This is a genomic window from Rhodococcus sp. AH-ZY2 (assembly GCF_030916465.1).
GTDB lineage: Bacteria > Actinomycetota > Actinomycetes > Mycobacteriales > Mycobacteriaceae > Rhodococcus > Rhodococcus ruber.
In genome coordinates this window covers 3,548,568-3,568,916 of sequence record NZ_CP126458.1, presented here as the reverse complement: position 1 = coordinate 3,568,916, position 20,349 = coordinate 3,548,568, and the positions used below count along the sequence as shown (strand labels likewise).

The following is a 20,349-nucleotide window of genomic DNA, read 5'->3' as shown; positions in this document are numbered from 1 at the left end:
CGATTATGCCCCCGGAAGCGCGCACGACCGCCGGGGTCGCAGGACGGGACCCGAGCTAACCGGCGCGCTGCTCCGCGTTCGCGAACACCTCGACGAGGGTCGTGCAGAAGGCGGGCAGATCCTTCGGATTGCGGCTCGACACCAGGTTCCCGTCGACGACCACCTCCTCGTCGACCACGTTTCCGCCCGCGTTGCGGATATCCGTGCGGACACTCGGGTAGGACGTCAGGGTCCGTCCCCGGACCACGTCGGCCTCGACCAGCGTCCAGGGGCCGTGACAGATCACCGCGACGGGCCGGCCCGACTCGACGAAGTCCCGTACGAACGCCACGGCGGTGGGGTCCTGGCGCAGGTGATCGGGGTTGGTGGTGCCACCGGGCAGGATCAGCGCGTCGAAGTCCGACACCGACGCCTCCTGCACCGCCTGGTCGACCCGGTATCTTCCGGCCGCGTTCACGTCGGACTTCATGGCCTGGATCTCGCCGGGTTCGAGCGACAGCAGGCGCACCGTACCGCCCGCTTCCTCGACCGCGCGCCGCGGCTCCACCAGCTCGACCTCCTCGACACCGTTCGTGGCGAGGACGGCCACGGTGCGTCCCGCCAGCCGGCCGTTTCCTGGATCACTCATCGCCGAGTCGTCCTTTCGTCGTGGTTCACCGGTCGCGTACCCGACGCCGGCAACGGGGAAACGTCACTCCCGCGGCAGGTCCCGGGTGGCGGGACCCTCGAGCAGGCCCCCGTCCGCGGCGAAGCGGGAGCCGTGCAGCGGACAGTCCCAGGAGGCTTCGGCATCGTTCCACCGCAGCACACCGCCCAGGTGCGGGCACACCGCGGAGACCCGGTGCGTGGTGCCGTCCACGGTGCACACCCCGACCGGGCGGAGCTTGTCCCGGCGAACCTCGCCGCTGCCGTCGGGCGGCGGCGCGCCGTCCCCGGACAACTCGGCACGCATCCATCCGCGCGTCATCTCCACCGCCACGGCGGCATTGAGACGGGTCGCGGCCGGGAGGTCGAAAACCTGCGTGGGATTCCAGGACTGGAACGCCGATCCCCACTCCGGGGCCGCCTCGCCGAGGATGCGGTCCGCCAGCAACCGGGCCGCAGCCACCCCGTTCGTCATTCCCCACTTGCCGTACCCGGTCCCCACGAGCAACCGGTCGTTTCCGGGTAGCAGCGGACCCACGTACGGCAGATGGTCGAGCGTCGAATAGTCCTGCGCCGACCAGCGTGCCACGGTCTTCGCGCCGGGGAAGTGGCGGCCCGTCCACGCGACGAGATCGTCCGCGGCGCCGCGATGATCGTGTGCCCGCCCGACGGTGTGCCCGTTGCCGCCCACGAGGAAGTACTGCCCCCCGTACGCCGTGCGCAGCGAGCGCGTCGGCGAATCCACGGACAGGTACATGCCGCTCGGGACGTCGCCCGGCACTTCGAATGCGGCCGCATACGACCGTTGGGGCTCGAGGCGGGCGAAGAATCCGCCGCGATCGAGGATCGGTGTCCCCGTTGCGAGCACGATGTGCCCGGCCCGCACCTCGCCGCGATCGGTGACGGCCACGCATCCGTTCCGGTCCGAGCGGACCTTCCGGACCCGGCAGCCGGTGAACAGCGCGCCACCGCGTTCCCGGAATTCCCGGACCAGTTCGTGCAGCAACGGCATCGGATCGATCTGCGACTGGTCCGCCAGCGTCACCGCGGCGGCCACGGGGTACGGCAGTTCCGTCTCGGTCGTCATGCGGGCGTCGAGCCCGGCGGCGCGGCAGGCCTCGTACTCGGCGCGCACCGTGGCGGCGCCCTCCTCCCCGGCGCTGTAGGTGAAGGCCGCCGCGGATTCGATCGGCAGATCCCGTTCGCGGCACAGCTGCACCACCCACCGTTGGGCCTCGAGGTTGCCGGCCACGTAGTTGCGCAGGACGTCGCGCGAATGGCCCCTGGCGATACTCGAGAGGGTGCTGCCCTGCAGCAGGCTGACCTTGCCGGTGGTGTTGCCGGTGGTGACGGCGCCGACCGTGCGGGCCTCGAGGACGGCCACGCGGTGCCCGGCGCGCGCGAGCAGGAGAGCGGTCACCACTCCGGTGAGGCCGGCCCCGGCCACGACGGTGTCGAAGCGGGCCGGACCCTCGGGCCACGGAGTGTCGTCGAGGCGGGCGGTGTCGTCGAGGCGGGCGGTGTCGTCGAGGCGGGCGGTGTCGGTGCGGGCGGTGCCGGTGCGGGAGAGCCACAGGGAGGTCACCTGTGGGGAATGCCCCGTGCCGCGGACGGGAAACCTGCGATTGTCCGGGTGCCCGCAGGGGTATCCGCGGCGCAGCGCGCCGGTGGACGAGTGCGCGAGGAGGAGCGACCGGGATGCGAGTGCGGCGGAGCAACCCGTTCGGTCCCGGCATCCGGCGGGTGCGGCGCGGGCGGGGCTTCACCTATCAGGACGCCGACGGCAATCGTGTGACCGACGAGGCCGTCCTCGCCCGTATCGACGAACTCGTCATCCCTCCGGCGTGGCGCAAGGTGTGGATCTGTCCCCACCCCGACGGGCACATCCAGGCCGTGGGCATCGACGCCGCCGGTCGGCGCCAGTACCTGTACCACCAGCGGTGGCGCGAGGAGCGTGACGAGGAGAAGCACGACCGGGTCCTGGCGATGGCGGCCCGGCTGCCGGCCTGGCGGGACCAGGTGCAGGCCGACCTGACCGAGCGGGGGGTCGGGCGGCGCCGGGCCGAGGCGGTGGCGCTGCGGTTGCTGGACCGGGCCGTGTTCCGGGTGGGTGGGGAGGAGTACGCGGCCGAGAACGGAACCTACGGGGTCGCGACGTTGCTGCGCAGCCACGTGCGGCTGCGTGATACCGCCCTGACGTTCGACTACCCGGCCAAGGGCGGAATCCGGCGGGTCGTCACGGTCGACGACGCCGACCTGGCGACGGCTGTCCGGGCGCTGCGCCGGGTCCGCAGGGGGCCCGGCCGGCTGCTGGTCTACCGCGACGGTGACGCGATCCGCGAGTTGCACGCGGACGACGTCAACGCCCGGTTCAAGGAGCTCGCCGGTGAGGACTGCAGTGCGAAGGATCTGCGCACGTGGGGTGCGACGGTGCTGGCCGCCGCGGCCTTCGCCGAGCACGACGTGCCTGGGAGTCGGCGCGGCCGGGCGCGGGTCGAGGCGGCCGTGATGCGGGCGGTCTCGGAGGAGCTCGGCAACACCCCCGCCGTGGCACGGGCCTCGTACGTCGACCCGCGCGTGGTGCGGGCCTGGGCGGAGGGCCGCACGATCCGTGCCGCACTGCGGCGAGCCGGAAAGTGCGGCGATCCGGACGAATCCCGGGCCGTCGTCGAGCGCGCCGTGATCCGGCTGCTGCGCCGGTCCTGAGTCCGCCCGCGTGTTTCGACGCGGGCGCGGCGCGGTATCCGGCAGTGCCCGCTCGTGGACCCGCGGGCATCGGACTGCGAGGTGGATCCGGTGGGAGCAGGGTACGGGAGCGTGGGGCGGACGGTCGCCGCATGGCTCGTCGCATCGGCCGCGGTGCTGAGCGGCTGTGCGGGGCTGCCGGGTGGCGCGGAGGGTGACCTCTCGCGGGCCGCAGCGCAATCCGCCTCGGCCACCGCCTCCGCGGGACTGGCGATGGAACTGGTGTCCGAGCACCGCACCACCCGCGCCCACGCCGTGACCGTGCTGTCGGACGCACTCGACGAGGTGCTCGCCGCCTACTCGGCCGTGGCTGCGGTCGAGGTCGCCACCGGGCAGCAGGCGGCGCACCGCGCCGCGCTTCTCGACCGGATCGATGCCGCCGCCACCGTCCTCGGCGAGGCCCGCGCTCGAACGGACGCCGTCGCCACAGCCCCGCCCGCGTCGGACCTGACGGGCCGCCTGGCCGATCTCACCGGCTACCTGTCCGAGTTCGCGGAGGGACGCCGATGAAGAGACTCCTCGGTGTCGCCCTCGGAATCCTCACGGCCATCGGCGGCTTCCTCGACATCGGCGACATGGTCACCAACGCTGTGGTGGGCTCGCGGTTCGGGCTGGGCCTGGTCTGGGTCGTCGTCCTCGGGGTCGGCGGCATCTGCCTGTATGCGAGCATGGCCGGGCGCGTCGCCGCGGTGAGCGGCCGCGCGACCTTCGAGATCATCCGGGAACGGCTCGGCCCGCGCGCGGCGCTGGCGAACCTCGCTGCGTCCTTCCTGATCAATCTGCTGACCCTGACCGCCGAGGTCGGTGGGGTGGCCCTGGCCCTGCAACTGGCCGCGGGGACGGGACCGCTGATGTGGATGCCCGTGGCGGCGCTCGCGGTGTGGCTTGTGATCTGGCGGGTGCGGTTCTCGGTGATGGAGAACGTCACGGGACTGCTGGGCCTGTGTCTGATCGTGTTCGCCGTCGCGTTGTTCCTGACGGGCCCGGACTGGGGAGAACTCACCGGTCAGGCTTTCGCGCCCGCGATCCCCGAGTCCGAGGCGACGTCCGTGTACTGGTTCTACGCCGTCGCCCTCTTCGGTGCCGCGATGACCCCGTACGAGGTGCTCTTCTTCTCCTCCGGCGCCGTGGAGGAGCGGTGGACGGTCGCCGATCTCGCCCGCTCCCGGATCAACGTGGCGGTGGGGTTCCCGCTCGGTGGGATCCTGTCGGTCGCGATCGCCGGATGCGCCGCGGTGGTTCTTCTTCCCCGCGGCATCGAGGTGACGTCGCTGTCGGAGGTCGTGATGCCCGTCGTGGTGGCCGGGGGCACGCTCGCGTTGGCGTTCGTCCTCGTCGGGATCGTCGCGGCGACCTTCGGGGCGGCGCTCGAGACCACCCTGTCGAGCGGGTACACGCTCGCGCAGTTCTTCGGGTGGTCGTGGGGCAAGTTCCGGCGGCCGGCGGAGGCAGCCCGGTTCCACCTGTCGATGATGATCGCCCTGGTCGTCGGTCTCGCGGTGCTGGCGACCGGGGTGGACCCGATCCTGGTCACCGAGGTGTCGGTGGTGTTCTCGGCGGTTGCCCTGCCGCTGACCTACCTGCCGATCCTCCTGGTCGCGAACGACCTCGAGTACATGGGAGAACACGTCAACGGACCGGTCGTCAACGCGCTCGCCCTCGCCTACCTTCCGGTGATCGTGGTCGCGTCGATCGCAGCGGTGCCGTTGCTGGTGATGACGGGAGCGGGAGCATGAACGAATCCGGACGGCTGCCCGAGGCGCCGCTGCGCGGCCGGCTCGTCGATGCCCGGCTGCATCTGCTCGACCGGCTGGTCGTGGACGTCGACGGCCGGCCGGTGACCACCGTCGACGATGTCGACCTGGCCGGGGTCGAGGTGGGGACGGACGTCGACCCCGCCGCGCCGGCACCGACGGTGCGGGCAATTCTGAGCGGAAACGCGCTTCCCACGAGGATATTCGGCGGCCGACCGCCCGATTCCCGACTCGACACGATCGACTGGTCGGACGTCGCCCGGCTGGGCACCACGGTGGAGTTGCGCGTGACCGGTGACCGGCTGGACCACCTGTGGGTCGAGCGGTGGGTCCGGGACCGCATCGTCGCGCGCATCCCCGGAGGTCGTCGTGCGCCTCAGTGAACTCGTCGGGGCGCGGGTGCACGACGCGGACGGTCGTCGCGTGGGTTTCGCCGTCGATGTGCGGTTCGTGGAGTCGCCGCAGAACCGGCTGCGGCTCGAGGGCCTGCTCGTCAGCCCGAGTTCGAGCGGCTCCTTCCTCGGCTACGAACGCACGGAGGAGATCCGGCCCGCGCTGATCGCCCGGTATCTGCGGTGGCGTCACCGTGGTGCGTTCCTCGTGCTGTGGCGCGACGTGCGCCGGGTCGGTGACGGCCGGGTCGAGCTGCGGCCGGGGTATTCGCGCTGGTCGCCGATGCTGCGGTAGGGCAGGGAAGGTTTGCGCCCCGCCGTGCGGGGTAGGCGGTTCGAGCCGGCGTTGTGCCGCGTAGCCCACGAGGAAGAGAGCCCGGCACGGCCGGGGTGAGAAGAGCCCGGCACGGCCGGGGTGAGAAGAACCCGGCACGGCCGGGGTGAGAAGAACCCGGCACGACCGGGGCGAGAGGAGCGGCGATGAAGGCAGTGACATGGCAGGGCAAGCGGAAGGTGAGCGTCGACACGGTCCCCGATCCGAAGATCGAGCAGCCCACCGACGCGATCATCCGTGTGACGACCACCAACATCTGCGGTTCGGATCTGCATCTGTACGAGGTGCTCGGGCCGTTCATGTCGCCGGGGGACATCCTCGGGCACGAACCCATGGGCATCGTCGAGGAGGTCGGGGCGGACGTCACGAAGATCAAACCTGGTGACCGCGTGGTCATTCCGTTCCAGATCTCGTGCGGCAGCTGTTTCATGTGCGGGGACGGCCTGTTCTCCCAGTGCGAGACCACGCAGGTGCGGGACCAGGGATCCGGTGCGGCGCTGTTCGGGTACTCGAAGCTGTACGGGAGCGTTCCCGGCGGCCAGGCGCAGTATCTGCGTGTGCCGCATGCGGATTCGACCCACATCTCGGTTCCGGAGGGGCCGTCGGACTCGCGGTTCGTCTACCTGTCCGACGTGCTGCCCACCGCGTGGCAGGCCGTGGAGTACGCGCACGTTCCCGACGGCGGTTCGGTGACGGTGCTCGGCCTCGGACCCATCGGTGAGATGGCCGGGCGGATCGCGGTGCACCACGGCTACCGGGTGATCGGTGTCGACATGGTGCCCGAGCGGCTCGGGCGGGCCGCCACGCGCGGCATCGAGACCATCGACCTGAAGGAGGCCGGGAACTCGCTGGGCGAGATGATCCGGGACCGCACGGACGGCCGTGGCACGGATTCGGTGATCGACGCCGTCGGCATGGAGGCCCACGGGTCACCCGTCGCGACGGCGATGCAGACCGCGACGGGCCTGCTGCCCTCCGCGCTGTCGGCGCCGCTGATGACCCACGTCGGCATCGATCGTCTGCACGCCCTCTACACCGCGATCGACGTGGTACGGCGGGGCGGCACGATCTCGCTCAGCGGCGTGTACGGCGGCATGACCGACCCGATGCCGATGATGACCCTGTTCGACAAGCAGATCCGGCTGCGGATGGGTCAGGCGAACGTCAACAACTGGGTGCCGCAGATCATGCCGCTGCTCACCGACGACGATCCGCTCGGTGTGGACACCTTCGCCACGCACCGGCTGCCGCTGTCGGACGCCCCGCACGCGTACGAGATCTTCCAGCGCAAGCAGGAGGGGGCGATCAAGATCCAGCTCGAACCCTGACCGGGTTCCCGGCTTTCGGTGCCGCCGGGGTCACCCCAGGTCGGCCGCGGTGCGCGGCAGATCCTCGGTGGCGACGTCGGCGGCCTCGAAAGGCGACCGCAGCACCGTCGCGGTCGCCCAGCCCTGGGCGAGCAGGCCCGCATCCGTGTCCTCGGACTCGTCGGCCCGGATGTCGCTGAACGTCACCGTCACGAACCGGCGGTCGTCGTCGTCCGGGGTCTGGTCCGACTCGCCGATGTCGGCCTGCACGGCACCGAACGCAGCGAGCGGTGCCGTGCGCAGCCCCCGCAGCTCGCTCAGCGGGACGTCGGGCACGTTGACGTTGAGCACGGTTCCCGGCACGCCCTGGCCCAGCACCCATTGCAGGGCATGCCGGGCGATGACCTCCGCGCCGTCCCAGTGCTCGTGGACCGATCCCGCCAGGGACACGGCCAGGGCCAGACTGCCGTGGTTGGCGCCGGTCAGCGCCGCGCCGACCGTTCCGGAGTGCAGGATCGCATGACCGGTGTTGGGGCCGTGATTGATCCCGGAGAGCACGATGTCGGGCCGGGGACCGAAGGCGCCGTACATCGAGACGAAGGTGATCAGTGCCGGCGACGCCTCCACGGCGAGCACCGTCGTGTCCGGCAGGTCCGGGAACGTGCGCGGCGAGACGACGAGCCGGCCGTCCTCCTCGAGGGCGCTGAGCGAGGCGCTGGCGCCGCTGCGTTCGGCGTGCGGCGCGGCGACCACCACGTCGAGACCGGCCTCGACCGCCACCCGGCTGAGCACCGAGATGCCGTGACTGTCCACCCCGTCGTCGTTGACGATCAGCGCTCTCACGTGACTACCTCCCCTTCTTCCCCTTCGCGAACGGCCGGACCTCGACGCTCTCGGCGACCTTGGCGACGAGTTCTCGCTGCCCGGTGGCCAGCCCGTGCCGGGTGACGTTGACGGCGCCCGCGGCCGCCCCGAGCCGGAGGGCCTCGGCGAGGGGCCGCCCGGCAGCCAGCGCAGCTCCGATCCCCGCGGTCATGGAGTCGCCGGCGCCGCGGTGGTCGGCAATGTTCAGCGGCGGCGAGACGATCTCCATCAGTTCGTCGTCGACGAGCGCGAGCGCCGGGTCGCCGGCACGGGAGAGCACCACGTTCCGGGCCCCCTGGGCGACGAGTTCCTTCATCGCGGCGATCAGGTCGTCGACGTCGTCGGACCGGGCGCGACCGTCTTCGATGAGATCCTCGTGGCTGACCTTGAGCACGCTGAGGCCGCCCTCGAGCGCCGCGGTCATCGTCGGACCGGACAGATCGGCGACGACGGGGACGTTCATCGCGGTCAGGTCGGCGGCCAGCCGGGTGTAGACGTCGTGCGGTATCGCCTCGTCGCAGTGCGGGCCGCCGAGCAGCGCCACGTCCGCGTCGAGACCCTCGGACAGTGCCGCACCGAACAGGTCGTCGGCCTCGTGCCGGTTGAGTGTCGGCGGCGGGACCTCGACGATCTCCTCGCGCTCGCCGCCGCGACGGTCGTGCACGTACGAGCCGTTCTGCCCGGCGGTGACCACCGGCCGCACCGACACGCCCTCGCGTGCGATGAGATCGCTGACGACGGGACCGGTCTCGCCGCCGAAGGTGCCGCACAGCCGCACGTTCAGGCCGAGGGTGGCTGCCATGCGGGCAATCCAGAACCCCTGCCCGCCGGCGTGGATGTGCAGTTCCGGGACGTCGGACGGCGACGACTCGATGGTGACGGTGAGCAGCGGGGTGGGAGCGAAAACGAAGGCGGAGGGGGCACTGTCGTCGTTGCCGTCTCGGGGCGGGGGAGTCATGCGGATCCTTCGGAGAGAGGTGGACGCGCCGCCCGTGGGGACGGGCGTGCAGTTCGGATGGCGGTGTCGGCCCGTCAGGCTGTTCCGTCGGGCGAGCCCGCGAGGACGGGATCGTAGGCGGGAGCGTTCGGCACCTCGGCCGGGCGCACGTTTGCGCCGAGCGAATACGCGAGGTGACCGCCCAGCAGGCCACCCAGCCCGATCAGTGCCGCGCCGGCGGCGCTGAGTGCCACCGCGCCGGGGGCGTTGAGGGTCACCGCGCCGGGGGCGTTGAGGGTCACCGCGCCGGGGGTGCGCCCGCGCCGCCGGCGGCGGTAGGACAGGGCCATCAGGGCCGCTCCGGTGCCGTTGACCACCGCATGGATCAGCCCGACCCGGCGCTGCACGGTGTCGGTGTGTACCCAGTCGACCCAGCCGGCCAGGACCGTCGGCGGAGCCGCCAGCAGTCCGAGCCCGATCAGCCGCCGCGCGGCCTCGGGTTGCCGCAGGGCGTCGAAGGCGACGGCCGCGGTCCATGCCCCGATGGGCACGGTCACGAGTGCCGGATGCAGTGGGTGACCCACCGGCGTCCCGTGGAGCACGGCGCCGACCGGAGTGTCCGCCAGCCGCGAGAGCTGCCTGCCCAACAGTTCGGCGGGGCCGTCCAGCCACGTCGCCGATTCCGTCCCGGAATAGAGGATCTCCATCTGCGAGCCCGTCATGCCCACGGGCATACCCGTCCCCGAGCGGGTGAAACCTGCCACGACGGGTGTACGACGCAGCCCGGTGGGGAAACTCCTGCGATCATGGGACAGCGCATCGTGATCACCGGCGCCAGCGGCAACGTCGGCACCGCCCTGCTGCGACGACTCGCTCTGCGATCGGAACCGCCGGAGATCGTCGCCGTCGCCCGCCGCGTGCCACCGGCCACCGAACCCTACGGCGAGATGACCTGGCACAGCATCGACCTCGCCGCGCCCGACGCCGGGACCAGGCTGCGCCCGGTCGTCGAGGGCGCCGACGCCGTCGTGCACCTGGCCTGGGGCTTCCAGCCCTCGCACCGCCGGGACTACCTGCGCCGCACCGGGGTGGACGGCACCGCAGCCGTGATCGACGCCGTCCTCGCCGCGGGTGTCGGGCATCTGGTCCACATGTCCTCGGCTGCGGTGTACGCGGCCGGGGCGTACGGCCGTGCGGTCGACGAGTCGTGGCCCGCGACCGGCATCGACTCGTGCGCGTACAGCGTCGACAAGGTCGCGGCGGAGCGGCTGCTCGACCGACGCGTCGCGGACGCGGCCGCGGCGCCGACCGTCACCCGGTTCCGGCCGGGATTCATCGGTCAGTACGCGGGTGGCAGTGCGTTGCGACGCTACGCGGTGCCGGGATACGTGCCCGACCTGGTGCTCCGTCACCTACCGTTGCTGCCCGTGGACCCCGGAACGACGATCCCCGCCGTGCACGCCGACGACGTGGCCGCCGCCCTCGACGTCGCTCTGGAGCGGCGCGCACCGGGGGTGTTCAACCTCGCGACGCCCGAACCGCTGCGGGCGGCCGACATCGCCGGCGCGTTCGGGGCGCGGGCCGTCCCGCTGCCGCGGCAGGTACTGCGTGCCGTCGTCGAGGCGACCTGGCAGGCCCACCTGCAACCGATCGCCGGTGGCTGGATCGACCTGGCGTACAACACCCCGATGCTGAACTGCGACCGGGCCCGCCGGGACCTGGACTGGGAACCGACCGTCCCGGGTCCCCGGGTGTGGCGCGAGGCCATTGCGGGTATGCAGGCCGAGGCCGGCACCGACAGCCCGGTCCTGCGCAGTCGCGGACCGCTCGAGACGATGAGCGCCCTGCTCGGGCGGGGGACCGTCGGGCGCCGCGTGCCGCCGTGACCACTCGCGGCGGAGCGACGAGAGAGGGTATCGGGATGAGTGAGACGGCGCAGCGCGACACCACGGCGACGTCGCAGCAGGTGTGGGACGTCCTCGCCGACGGCTGGTCGTACGCGAGCTGGGTGGTGGGGGCCTCCCGGATCCGGGCGGTGGACGACACGTGGCCGGCGGTGGGCAGCCGCATCCACCACTCGGTGGGGGTGTGGCCCGCCCTGCTGAACGACCACACCGAGGTGGTGGCGTCGGTTCCCGGCAAGGAGCTGAAGCTGCGTGCGCGGGCGTGGCCGGCCGGACAGGCCGAGATCACCATGCGCCTGCACGAGCGACCCGGCGGTTGCCGGATCGAGATGGCGGAGAAGGCCGCCGCCGGCCCGGGTCAGCTCGTTCCCGATGCGATCCAGGCCCGGCTGGTGCTGCCGCGCAACATCGAATGCCTGCGCCGGCTCGTCCTCATGGCCGAACGCGCCACCGAGCCGAAGGGCGTCGGCGAGTGAGTACCGAGACCGTCGATGCCGTCGTCGTCGGCGCCGGTCAGAACGGCCTGACGGCCGCGGCCGTGCTCGCCGACGCCGGGTGGGACGTCCTGGTGCTCGAGGAACAGCACGAGGTCGGCGGCGCGGTCCGCACGGCGGAACTGCACCCGGGCTTCCGGATGGACCTGTTCAGCGCCTTCTATCCCCTCGCGGCGGCCTCCCCGGCCTTCCGCGCGCTCGACCTGTCCTCGCACGGGTTGCGGCTGCGCCGGGCGCCGAGGGTGTACGGGCACGCCGCCGGTCCGCACGACGAGGACGCCGCGGTGGTCTTCCCGGACGTCACCGAGACCGCGGCCGAACTCGAACGGCGGCATCCCGGCGACGGCAGCACCTGGATCCGGCTGACCGAGCAGTGGAAAGACATCCGTGAACCGTTCCTGAGCGCCCTGTTCGAACCCTTCCCGCCCGTGCGCGGCCCGGCGGGGCTGATCCGCCGACTCGGTACCGCGGACGCTCTGCGCTTCGTCCGGATGCTGGCGCTGCCGGCGCGCCGGATGTCCGAGGAATTGTTCGGTGGCGAACACGCGCGGCTGCTGCTGCTCGGCAACGCGATGCACGCCGACACTCCCGTCGACTCGGCGGGCAGCGGAATCATGGGGTACGTGCTGACCATGCTCGCGCAGGATGTGGGCTATCCGGTGCCCGAGGGCGGGGCCGGGGAGCTCGCGGCGGCCCTGGCGCGTCGCGGCGAACACAGCGGGGCCCGGATACTGTGCGGCCGGAAGGTCACCGGCATCGAGGTCGGCGGCGGCAGGGTGACCGAGGTCCGCACCGAGCAGGGCGAACGCGTCCGGGTCCGGCGGGCGGTACTGGCCGACGTGTCCGCGCCGGCGCTGTTCGGCTCGCTCCTGCCCGCGGACGCCGTGCCCGCCGCCGTCCGGGACGACCTGCGGCGCTTCGAGTGGGACACACCCGTCGTGAAGGTGAACTACGCGTTCGACCGGCCGATTCCGTGGCGCTCGCAGGCACTCGCGACGGCCGGGACCGTCCATCTCGGCGCCGACGCCGACGGTCTCGTGCACTGGTCGGCCGACCTGGCGACCGGCCGCGTGCCGGAGCACCCGTTCATCATCTTCGGTCAGATGACCACCACCGATCCGGCCCGCTCCCCGGAGGGGACGGAAAGCGCCTGGGCGTACACCCACCTGCCGCGCGGTGTCGCCGACGACGCCTCCGCCGAGGAGCTCGCCCGGCGCGTCGACGCGGAGCTCGAGGCACACGCTCCGGGGGTGCTGAGCTCGATCGTGCACCGCAGCGTGCAGCGTCCCCGCGACCTCGAGGCCGCCAACGCGAACCTGGTCGGCGGCGCGGTCAACGGCGGCACCGCTCAGATCCATCAGCAGCTCGTGTTCCGGCCGTTGCCCGGCTTCGGTGGTCCCCGCACGCCGGTCGAGGGCGTGTATCTGGCCGGATCGTCGACTCACCCCGGCGGCGGTGTGCACGGCATGTGCGGGTGGAACGCGGCCCGCGCAGCCCTGCGTGACCACGGCGTGGGCGGCAGGCTGCGCCGGCGGCTGAACGAGGCGATCTCGGACGTGCTGACGCGCAGCTGATTTCCCGATGCCGTTGCCGACGCGATTGAGCAGTCCGCCGAACGGGTATCAGTAGGCATGGGAATGCCAGTGGGAACACCGATCCGGCAGGTACACGGCCCGTCGCTCGTGCCGCAGGCGCTGCGCGAGGTGGAAGGCGGAGTCGCCGCCCTCGCTGCCGGGATCTGCGTGATCGCCGCCGTCGGTGTGGGTGTGCTCTCCGCTTCCGCGCTCACGGGCGTCGGGGCCGGACTCGCCGTGGCGGCGGGCCTGTCGTTCATGCTCGGTTCGCTGACCTCGGCACCGGCCGCCGGACAGCCGGATCCGGCGCGGTCCTCGGCGGTCCGCACTCGACCGGACGGAGCCGCGGTGTCGCGACGCGGCACCGCCACCGCCACCGCCTTCCGCCGGCACCGGGTTTCGGGGGGCGTCCCGGAGGGGTACTCCCACGTATGACAACGACGTCTCGCCCGGAATTCATCGTGTCCCTCGCCCGGTCCACCTACGGGGGCCGTGCCGTCACAGCCGGGGTCCGGTAACGTGCCGGCGCCCAGGAGGGTGTGGCGACTGCCCGGTGTGTACCGCCCGCAGGAGGATTCGCATCTGCTCGCCGGAGCGCTCGACCGTGCTGCGGCACCCCCCGGCGCCAAGGTGCTCGACTTCTGCACCGGCACAGGCTTCATCGCCGTGTCGGCGGCGATGTCCGGAGCCGGGTCCGTGACGGCACTGGACATCGCCCCCCGCGCGGTCCTCGCGGCGCGTCTCAATGCGAGGTCGCGGAAGCTTCCGATCCGCGTCGTGCGCGGCGGGCTGGACGAGGCCGGCCGGCACGGACCGTTCGACGTGGTCCTGTCCAACCCGCCCTACGTTCCGCACGACGCCGATTCCGGCGACGCCCGCTGGGATGCCGGGGCCGACGGCCGGGCGGTGCTGGACCCGCTGTGTCGGAGACTGCCGAACCTGTTGTCTCCCGGCGGTTTCGCTCTCGTCGTGCATTCCGAGTTCTCCGGGGTGGACGAGACGCTCGTCCGGTTGCGCGACGCCGGTCTCAAGGCCTCCGTCGTCGCCCGGCGCCGGATTCCGTTCGGGCCCGTGATGCGCAGCCGCGCCGGATATCTGCGGACGCGCTACGAGCTGCCTGCCGGCGTCGACACCGAGGAAGTGGTGGTGATCCGTGCCGATCGAACACACTGCCCGTGAGGTAGCCACGGGTGACAGCCCCCGGGACACGTCCCCCGGGGGCGTCGCTGTGCCCGGCCTGTGCCCGGGACTGCGGGTGGAGGGTCTCGCGGCGGAGGAGCCGAGGGTCGTCCGGCTGGTCCGCGGCGGTCCCGCCCTGGTGGAAGGTCCGGTGCGCATCGTCGCCGAGGACGGCGACGAGGTGGAGTCGGACCGGTTCGTCGTCGCGATCTGCCGGTGCCGTCGCAGCGAGCGGTACCCGCTGTGCGACACCAGTCACCGTCGGCCCCGGCGCGATCCGCGCTGAGTCCGGTCCACGTCCGGTCCACGTCGACCGGCCCCTGGCGCACGGCACGCACACAGCGGGGCGGGCGGTTCCTGAGGAACCGCCCGCCCCGCAACGCGTCACACGTCACGCGTCAATACCAGTACTTCCGGCCGCCGACAGCCCGGCCCGTCGCTCCGAGGATCGCCAGGATTGCGCCCACCACCAGGAGAATGATCCCGAGTGTCCACAGGATCGAGATGTTGGTGAGGAAACCCACCACGAGCAGAATCAAACCCAGAATGATCATGAGTGTCACCTCGCTGTCGGTGCCCGTTGCCGGTCGGATCCGGGCCTTGCCGAGGGGATACCCGCATCGGATGTGCCGAAACCTCACGAACCTCACACCGGTGGACAGCAGGTACTTCGCGTCGATTCGTGGCGCGCCGACGGTCCCGGTGGCATTGTCTGGGGCATGCCTACTTCGGAGAACCCCGGGGACAGCGTCCCGGGCGAGTACAGCGTCGACGACGAGGACCAGTTGCAGCCGGAGGACTCCCTGATCGACCGCGGCGTCGACGACGTCCTCGACGAGGGATTCTCACCGATGGAACGACCTGTCGGCCTCGACCGGCACGAGACCCTGGACGAGCGGCTTCGTGAGGAGGAGCCCGAACGGGAGGACGAGGGCGAGAGCGAGTTCCGCAGCTCCGTCGCCGAGGCCGGCCGGACGCGCGCCGGGCGCCTCGTCGCGCCGGACGAGGGCACCGCCGAGGACGAGGACGCCGAGTTGTTCGGAACGGACGTGGGAATCGACGGGGGCGCCGCGTCCGCCGAGGAAGCGGCCGTGCACCTGATCGACGAGGAGGATTCCCGCCGGGAGGACTGAACGGCGACGGCCCGGCACCCGAGAACTCGGATGCCGGGCCGGATATCGGCCGGAGGGACGCTCAGACGGATCCGGTGCCGAGCAGGGACGATTCGTCGTTCTTCCACCGCTCGAGCAGGTACGCGGCGAGCCGGCCCTCGAGGTATTCCATCGCCTCTGCGCCGAACGCGACGTCGCCGGCACAGCGCGGATCGCGCTCGACGAGATCACCCGCCACGTCGTAGCGGAGCACCTGCTCGTGCACCGCGTCCGCCTCGATGTGCTCGGTGTAGAAGTGGATGCACGCGTCCGGCGCGCCCAGGCGTTCGAGGCCGCGTGCCATCCGGCGCGCCATCGGCGAGGAGGTGATCTCCGCGGAGGCGAACAGGCCCACGAGTTTCGGGGTGTGCGCGCGGTGCAGTCCGCACAGGGACATGAAGTTCACCGTCGCGAGCGTCTCCGCGGGCACCCGGTCCAGATAGGCCAGGTATCCCGTGTCGAGACCGGCCGCGGCGAGCAGGTCCGAGTAGAGGACCGAGTGCATGCGCTCGGCCCGGCCGCCGCCGAACTCGTCGAACTCCACCGCCACCAGCGCCGCCTTCGCCCTGCCGGTGAGCCGCGGGATGGCGAACGAGTGGGGGTCGGCCTCCTTGAGGTGGTAGACGGACCGGTGGACGAAGAACTCGCGCACCTGCTCCCACGTGCCCCGGTCACGGATGTGATGGGACACGCCCCACGCGTCCTCGGGTTCGCGGCACAGGTCGTCGAACACCCGCTGGGGATCGTCGCCCGACGGCACGTCGGCGCGCAGCCGGTCCAGGAAGAGCCGTTCGAGACCGGCTCGGACGGCCAGCGGGCCCGGCGCCCATTCCCAGCCGGCGTCGACCCCGTCGAACCCGCGGTAGGACAGTTCGTACAACACCGTCAGAGCCAGCTGGGCATCCTCGCCGTAGGGGTCGGTCCCGGCCACCTCGATCGGCCAGAGGCCGGTGTCGGCCGGACGCGCGAGCCGTTCGATCACCTGCCCGGAGACAGGCCCCCGGGCCCGGGGGAGGGCGGCGGACTGCAGCACGGCGGTCGCAGAATTCGCAGGCATGTGCGCGGATACCCGGACCCGATTCGTGCGAAACGCCGGGTGTGGGGCGGGTCCGGGCGGGTATCCGCCCGGACATGAACAGTGAAAAAAGCGACGGTGACAACAGCGACGTGGAGAACGGGACTCCATCCGGCGGCGAGGATGTCGAGCGCCCGCCGCACACGATCGATTACCCCGGTGAGACGGCCGACATGGCCGAGCAGCCCCGCGACGAGATGCGGAACTATCGGGGCCGCGACCTGCTCGCCGGCCGCAAGGCCCTGATCACCGGCGGTGACTCCGGTATCGGGCGCGCGGTGGCGGTGGCCTTCGCGAAGGAGGGCGCCGACGTCGCGATCGCCTACCTCGACGAGCACGACGACGCCGAGCACACCGCGGACCTCGTGCGGCGTGCGGGTCGTCGATGCCACCTCCTCCCGGGAGATCTCGCCGCGGCGGACCACTGCCGGGCGGTCGTCGCCGAGACGGCCGCGGCGCTCGGCGGCCTCGATCTGCTGGTCAACAACGTCGCGTACCAGGAGCCGGTGGACGACCTCACCGAACTCGACGACGCCCAGTGGCGGCGGACGTTCGCGGTGAACATCGACAGCTACTTCCACGTGACGAAGGCGGCGCTCGCCCACCTGCCGCGCGGTTCCGCGGTGATCAACACCGCCTCCATCAACGGTCTGCGGGGCAACAAGTCGCTGATCGACTACTCGGCCACCAAGGGTGCGGTGCTCGCGCTGACGTACTCGCTGGCGCAGTCGTTCCAGGACCGGGGAATCCGCATCAACTGCGTCGCGCCGGGACCGGTGTGGACGCCGCTGATCCCGGCGACCATGGATGCGGAGAAAGTCGCGACGTTCGGGCAGCAGGCCCCGTTCGGCCGGGCGGCGCAGCCGGACGAGATCGCACCCTCGTACGTGTTCTTCGCCTCCGAGACGATGTCGTCGTACTACAGCGGTGAGGTGCTCGCACCGATCGGTGGTGAGACGCTGCCGGGCTGAGCCGGGTCAGCGTCGGTATCGCCAGGGGTAGGCCACCCACAGGGTCAGGAACAGCACGACCGTGACGAGGCCCCCGGCGATGCCGGCGGCGGTGTTGACCACCAGCCCGACGACCAGCACGACGACGCCGGCCATCGCGACCCCGAGCAGGAGCAGGCCCGCCATGGCGAAGCGGTGCGCCGTGACCACCAGTTCCGGGAGGCGGCGCTGCCGGAAGAGCAGGCGGTGCATACCGACGGGGGCGACGAGCAGGATGGTGGCCGTGATCGACGCCAGCACGGTGACGAGATAGACGCCGCGCTGGAAGCCGGTCAGCTCGTCGAACCGGCTCTGGAACGGCAGGGTGAGCAGGAAGCCGGTGAGGAGCTGGACGCCGGTCTGCACGACGCGCAGCTCCTGCAGCAGACTCGACCAGTTCCGGTCCAGTCGCTGCACGGGCGTCTCGTGCCGGACCCGCTTGTTCCAGTCCTCGTTCGGAACCGCTGTGGGCTGCACTCTCTCGGCATGCCCCGTACGGCGCTCGTCAAACCTCCCCGGTAGCACCACCGTCCTCTTGTGACCTGTATCACTGTACGGGTACTGTCGGCTCCACCAGGGACAACGTCGCTCCGAGGAAAGGAGGGCGGTCATGAAGCTCAATCTGTTCGTCGCATGGACCGGCTACATGCTCGCGTTGGTCTCGATCGTGAGTCTTGCGGGTTTCCTCTACGCCGCGGGGTCCGGCAACGGCGGGTGGGCGCTCGTCGCGGGCGCGGTGTGCGTCCTCGCGGTGGCGTCGGCGATCGCGATGATCGGTAGTACCGTCCATCACGACCATCGTCTGCATCGCGAGACACCGCACCTGTTCTGACGGTTCCGCCGTCTCACGCCTCGGCCAGGCGCCGCTTCTCGAGTTCCACATCGAACCCGGCTGCCGGCCAGTCCAGGTCGAGGCGCTCGAACGCGTCGACGAGCAGTTCCATGACGGCGATGCGGCTGTACCACTTGCGGTCGCAGGGCACGACATACCAGGGGGCGTGCTCCGTCGAGGTCTTGTCCAGCATCGCCTGGTACGCCTCCTGGTAGGCGGGCCACAGCGTGCGTTCGGAGACGTCGCCGGGGTTGTACTTCCAGTGCTTGTCCCGCCGCTCGAGCCGTTCGGCCAGGCGGCGCTTCTGCTCGTCGAGCGAGACGAACATCGCCACCTTGACCAGCGTGGTCCCACTGTCGACGAGTTCACGCTCGAACTGGTTGATCTCGTCGTACCGGGTGCTCCACACGCTCTCGGGCACGAGGTTGCGGACCCGCACGACGAGCACGTCCTCGTAGTGCGAGCGGTCGAACACCCCGAGCTGTCCCGCCCGCGGCAGCGCCTTGTGGATGCGCCACAGGTAGTGGTGGCGCTTCTCCTCGGGCGTGGGCACACCGAACGACGTGTGGTCGACGCCCTGCGGATCCACGTGGCCGATGACGTTGCGGACCATGCCGCCCTTGCCCGCGGTATCCATGCCCTGCAGGATCAGCAGGATTGACCGGCGGTCCCCCGAGCGTCCGTTGGCGAACAGCATCTCCTGCAGGCGCGAGAGCACCGCCCCGCGTTCCTCGATGAGCCGTTCGCCGGTGGCCTTGTCGCCGGTGAAGCCCGGGGTTCCGTTCGTCTCGATGTCGGCGACCCTGGTCCCGGGGTGGGCACGGAGCACCTCGACGGCCGGCGCCTGCCACGGATCGGTGCTCTTGACGGTCATCTGCCGAGCGTGCCACATCCCGTGGCCGGATCAGCCGAGTTCGAGCTCGGTGTCGTCCGGGCGGGTGGGGTAGGGCGGAGCCGACATCCCGTCGACCATGTGGCTGCCCCACAGGTCCGTCTCGGTGATCCGGGCGATCGCCGGAACGGGGCCGTCGGGTCCGGGCACCGTGAGGTGGACGTCGGTGCCGGGGGAGAGGTCGGTGCCCGGCAGGGCTGCCGCGAGTCCGCGGAGACGCCCCCGCCAGCGGTAGCGGCCGCTGATCGGGTCGAATGCCCCCGAGAGCTGGACCTCCGTCGTGGCGTGCTGCTCGCCGACGGTGACCTCGGCGGGGCCGCGGTAGCCGTCGGGTTCGTCGTCGTGTGGGTCGGACATGCCCGCGACCTTACATGTAAACGTCAGTTACACAAACAGGGTCACGGGGTGCCGGCGTCCGGAAGCAGCGGGTGCGGCCGGCTCTTGAAGCGGGCCGGCGAGCCGCCGACGGCTGCGATCCCGGATATGCCGCCCCAGGTCATCATCGTGAGGTAGTTGGTCAGGTCCTCCGCCGACATCGACTTGTTGGAAATCCACCAGTGGGTGGCGAGCTGGATCGCGCCCACGATCGCGTACGCCCACGGGACGGACCCGCCCGAGTCCATCTCCAGGTGCCGCAGCCGCTCACCGATCACCGTCGCGACGAGCTCGGCGATCATCCGCTCCGAGTCGGCCACGACGTCGCGCCCGGCCGCGGCGCTGTTGGTCATCACGTACAGATACACCTCGGGATCGGAGGCGACGGTCTCGACGTAGGTGGCGATCGCGACCCGGGTCAGGTCGTACTCGTCGAGGTCCTCGGCCACCGCCGCGTAGATGCGCGGCGCCAGGATCGTCTCCACGTACCGCAGCATCGTCGCCGTGGTCAGGTCGTTCTTGTCGGTGAAGTACCGGTAGAGAACGGTCTTGGAGACACCGATCTCGGCGGCGATCTCGTCCATCCCGACGTCGCGTCCGCGGGACCGGATCGCCTTGATCGTGCCGTCGACGAGTTCCTCGCGCCGGGCGATCTTGTGTTCGTGCCAGCGACGCTTGCGGCCGTCCTGTTTGGTCGGCGCGGCGGCCGTCGGGACCGGCGTGTCGGTCGGGGACGGGGGCTGGGGAACTCGGTGGTTCGGCACTGGGTGGCACATCCGTTCGCTCGATCGTCCGTCCAGTTTAGAGGGGGCCACGCGGCCGGCCGTGCGGACGTCCCGTTCGGGGCACGACGTCCGTTTCCGCCGCGTCCGCCCTCGCCGGGCGCAGCTTCGGCACAATAGCGGA

The 20,349-nt window shown here is 71.4% G+C and carries 26 protein-coding genes; 15 read left to right on the top strand and 11 right to left on the bottom strand.

Annotated elements, in window-relative coordinates:
* Positions 1-55 precede the first annotated feature (55 nt).
* Positions 56-628, bottom strand: a complete 573-nt coding sequence (locus QNA09_RS17315) for a type 1 glutamine amidotransferase domain-containing protein (protein ID WP_010592159.1) — start codon at positions 626-628, stop codon at positions 56-58.
* A gap of 63 nt (positions 629-691) precedes the next feature.
* Entirely contained in the window at positions 692-2,230 is a 1,539-nt protein-coding gene (locus QNA09_RS17310) for an FAD-dependent oxidoreductase (protein ID WP_048772253.1), read from the bottom strand.
* Between the two features lie 113 nt (positions 2,231-2,343).
* On the opposite strand from QNA09_RS17310, the gene QNA09_RS17305 reads away from it, so the two are divergent.
* The 6 genes from QNA09_RS17305 to QNA09_RS17280 all read left to right on the top strand — a co-directional run bounded on the left by QNA09_RS17305 (position 2,344) and on the right by QNA09_RS17280 (position 7,198).
* The gene (locus QNA09_RS17305) at positions 2,344-3,351 is read left to right on the top strand and encodes a DNA topoisomerase IB (RefSeq protein WP_010592157.1); all 1,008 of its coding nucleotides are present in this window, start codon (positions 2,344-2,346) and stop codon (positions 3,349-3,351) included.
* Between the two features lie 90 nt (positions 3,352-3,441).
* Entirely contained in the window at positions 3,442-3,900 is a 459-nt protein-coding gene (locus QNA09_RS17300) for a hypothetical protein (protein WP_228287080.1), read from the top strand.
* Positions 3,897-5,126, top strand: a complete 1,230-nt coding sequence (locus QNA09_RS17295) for an NRAMP family divalent metal transporter (protein WP_203010986.1) — start codon at positions 3,897-3,899, stop codon at positions 5,124-5,126. The genes QNA09_RS17300 and QNA09_RS17295 overlap by 4 nt, the downstream gene beginning before the upstream one ends.
* Positions 5,123-5,527 (top strand): hypothetical protein, encoded by a 405-nt coding sequence (locus QNA09_RS17290; protein WP_017681240.1) that lies wholly within the window; start codon positions 5,123-5,125, stop codon positions 5,525-5,527. The genes QNA09_RS17295 and QNA09_RS17290 overlap by 4 nt, the downstream gene beginning before the upstream one ends.
* Complete coding sequence (locus tag QNA09_RS17285) at positions 5,514-5,831, top strand: PRC-barrel domain-containing protein (protein ID WP_010592153.1); 318 nt, start codon at positions 5,514-5,516, stop codon at positions 5,829-5,831. Before QNA09_RS17290 ends, QNA09_RS17285 begins: the two co-directional genes overlap by 14 nt.
* Before the next feature lie 185 nt (positions 5,832-6,016).
* A complete protein-coding gene (locus tag QNA09_RS17280; RefSeq protein ID WP_010592152.1) occupies positions 6,017-7,198 on the top strand; it encodes a zinc-dependent alcohol dehydrogenase in 1,182 nt (393 codons plus the stop codon).
* Positions 7,199-7,228: 30 nt separating this feature from the next.
* On the opposite strand, the gene surE is transcribed toward QNA09_RS17280, so the two are convergent.
* The 3 genes from surE to QNA09_RS17265 form a co-directional block, all read right to left on the bottom strand.
* The gene (gene surE, locus QNA09_RS17275) at positions 7,229-8,020 is read right to left on the bottom strand and encodes a 5'/3'-nucleotidase SurE (RefSeq protein WP_010592151.1); all 792 of its coding nucleotides are present in this window, start codon (positions 8,018-8,020) and stop codon (positions 7,229-7,231) included.
* A gap of 4 nt (positions 8,021-8,024) precedes the next feature.
* Positions 8,025-8,999: a PfkB family carbohydrate kinase gene (locus tag QNA09_RS17270; protein WP_010592150.1), complete on the bottom strand. Its 975-nt coding sequence runs from the start codon at positions 8,997-8,999 to the stop codon at positions 8,025-8,027.
* 74 nt (positions 9,000-9,073) lie between these two features.
* Positions 9,074-9,712, bottom strand: a complete 639-nt coding sequence (locus tag QNA09_RS17265) for a DUF2231 domain-containing protein (protein ID WP_203011905.1) — start codon at positions 9,710-9,712, stop codon at positions 9,074-9,076.
* Positions 9,713-9,784: 72 nt separating this feature from the next.
* Between QNA09_RS17265 and QNA09_RS17260 the strand changes: the two genes are divergently transcribed.
* The 6 genes from QNA09_RS17260 (at position 9,785) to QNA09_RS17235 (ending at position 14,415) form a co-directional block, all read left to right on the top strand.
* The gene (locus tag QNA09_RS17260) at positions 9,785-10,864 is read left to right on the top strand and encodes an NAD-dependent epimerase/dehydratase family protein (protein WP_010592148.1); all 1,080 of its coding nucleotides are present in this window, start codon (positions 9,785-9,787) and stop codon (positions 10,862-10,864) included.
* A gap of 35 nt (positions 10,865-10,899) precedes the next feature.
* Positions 10,900-11,358, top strand: coding sequence for an SRPBCC family protein (locus tag QNA09_RS17255; RefSeq protein WP_010592147.1), 459 nt, complete (start codon positions 10,900-10,902; stop codon positions 11,356-11,358).
* Positions 11,355-12,950, top strand: coding sequence for an NAD(P)/FAD-dependent oxidoreductase (locus QNA09_RS17250; RefSeq protein WP_017681237.1), 1,596 nt, complete (start codon positions 11,355-11,357; stop codon positions 12,948-12,950). Before QNA09_RS17255 ends, QNA09_RS17250 begins: the two co-directional genes overlap by 4 nt.
* 69 nt (positions 12,951-13,019) lie before the next feature.
* Entirely contained in the window at positions 13,020-13,385 is a 366-nt protein-coding gene (locus QNA09_RS17245) for a hypothetical protein (RefSeq protein WP_017681236.1), read from the top strand.
* Between the two features lie 102 nt (positions 13,386-13,487).
* Entirely contained in the window at positions 13,488-14,129 is a 642-nt protein-coding gene (locus QNA09_RS17240; RefSeq protein WP_017681235.1) for a HemK2/MTQ2 family protein methyltransferase, read from the top strand.
* A gap of 76 nt (positions 14,130-14,205) precedes the next feature.
* Complete coding sequence (locus QNA09_RS17235) at positions 14,206-14,415, top strand: CDGSH iron-sulfur domain-containing protein (RefSeq protein ID WP_040270934.1); 210 nt, start codon at positions 14,206-14,208, stop codon at positions 14,413-14,415.
* Positions 14,416-14,527: 112 nt separating this feature from the next.
* Here QNA09_RS17235 and QNA09_RS17230 read toward each other — a convergent pair whose 3' ends face one another.
* Positions 14,528-14,683 (bottom strand): DUF6131 family protein, encoded by a 156-nt coding sequence (locus QNA09_RS17230; RefSeq protein WP_003937495.1) that lies wholly within the window; start codon positions 14,681-14,683, stop codon positions 14,528-14,530.
* Between the two features lie 165 nt (positions 14,684-14,848).
* On the opposite strand from QNA09_RS17230, the gene QNA09_RS17225 reads away from it, so the two are divergent.
* Positions 14,849-15,262: a DUF5709 domain-containing protein gene (locus QNA09_RS17225; RefSeq protein ID WP_064065790.1), complete on the top strand. Its 414-nt coding sequence runs from the start codon at positions 14,849-14,851 to the stop codon at positions 15,260-15,262.
* Between the two features lie 61 nt (positions 15,263-15,323).
* Here the strand turns inward: QNA09_RS17225 and QNA09_RS17220 are convergent, their stop codons facing one another.
* Positions 15,324-16,337, bottom strand: a complete 1,014-nt coding sequence (locus QNA09_RS17220) for an iron-containing redox enzyme family protein (RefSeq protein WP_119699944.1) — start codon at positions 16,335-16,337, stop codon at positions 15,324-15,326.
* 191 nt (positions 16,338-16,528) lie between these two features.
* Here QNA09_RS17220 and QNA09_RS17215 point away from each other — a divergent pair, with 191 nt between their 5' ends.
* Entirely contained in the window at positions 16,529-17,326 is a 798-nt protein-coding gene (locus tag QNA09_RS17215) for an SDR family oxidoreductase (RefSeq protein WP_048772316.1), read from the top strand.
* Between the two features lie 6 nt (positions 17,327-17,332).
* On the opposite strand, the gene QNA09_RS17210 is transcribed toward QNA09_RS17215, so the two are convergent.
* Positions 17,333-17,821, bottom strand: a complete 489-nt coding sequence (locus QNA09_RS17210; RefSeq protein ID WP_203010985.1) for a DUF6328 family protein — start codon at positions 17,819-17,821, stop codon at positions 17,333-17,335.
* 133 nt (positions 17,822-17,954) lie between these two features.
* On the opposite strand from QNA09_RS17210, the gene QNA09_RS17205 reads away from it, so the two are divergent.
* Positions 17,955-18,176 (top strand): hypothetical protein, encoded by a 222-nt coding sequence (locus QNA09_RS17205; protein ID WP_010592138.1) that lies wholly within the window; start codon positions 17,955-17,957, stop codon positions 18,174-18,176.
* Between the two features lie 13 nt (positions 18,177-18,189).
* Here the strand turns inward: QNA09_RS17205 and QNA09_RS17200 are convergent, their stop codons facing one another.
* The 3 genes from QNA09_RS17200 to QNA09_RS17190 are packed head-to-tail and all read right to left on the bottom strand — an operon-like array spanning position 18,190 to position 20,207.
* Positions 18,190-19,050 (bottom strand): PPK2 family polyphosphate kinase, encoded by an 861-nt coding sequence (locus QNA09_RS17200; protein ID WP_010592137.1) that lies wholly within the window; start codon positions 19,048-19,050, stop codon positions 18,190-18,192.
* A gap of 30 nt (positions 19,051-19,080) precedes the next feature.
* Positions 19,081-19,425 (bottom strand): DUF4873 domain-containing protein, encoded by a 345-nt coding sequence (locus QNA09_RS17195; RefSeq protein WP_010592136.1) that lies wholly within the window; start codon positions 19,423-19,425, stop codon positions 19,081-19,083.
* A gap of 41 nt (positions 19,426-19,466) precedes the next feature.
* Positions 19,467-20,207, bottom strand: coding sequence for a TetR/AcrR family transcriptional regulator (locus QNA09_RS17190; RefSeq protein ID WP_203010984.1), 741 nt, complete (start codon positions 20,205-20,207; stop codon positions 19,467-19,469).
* Positions 20,208-20,349 lie beyond the last annotated feature (142 nt).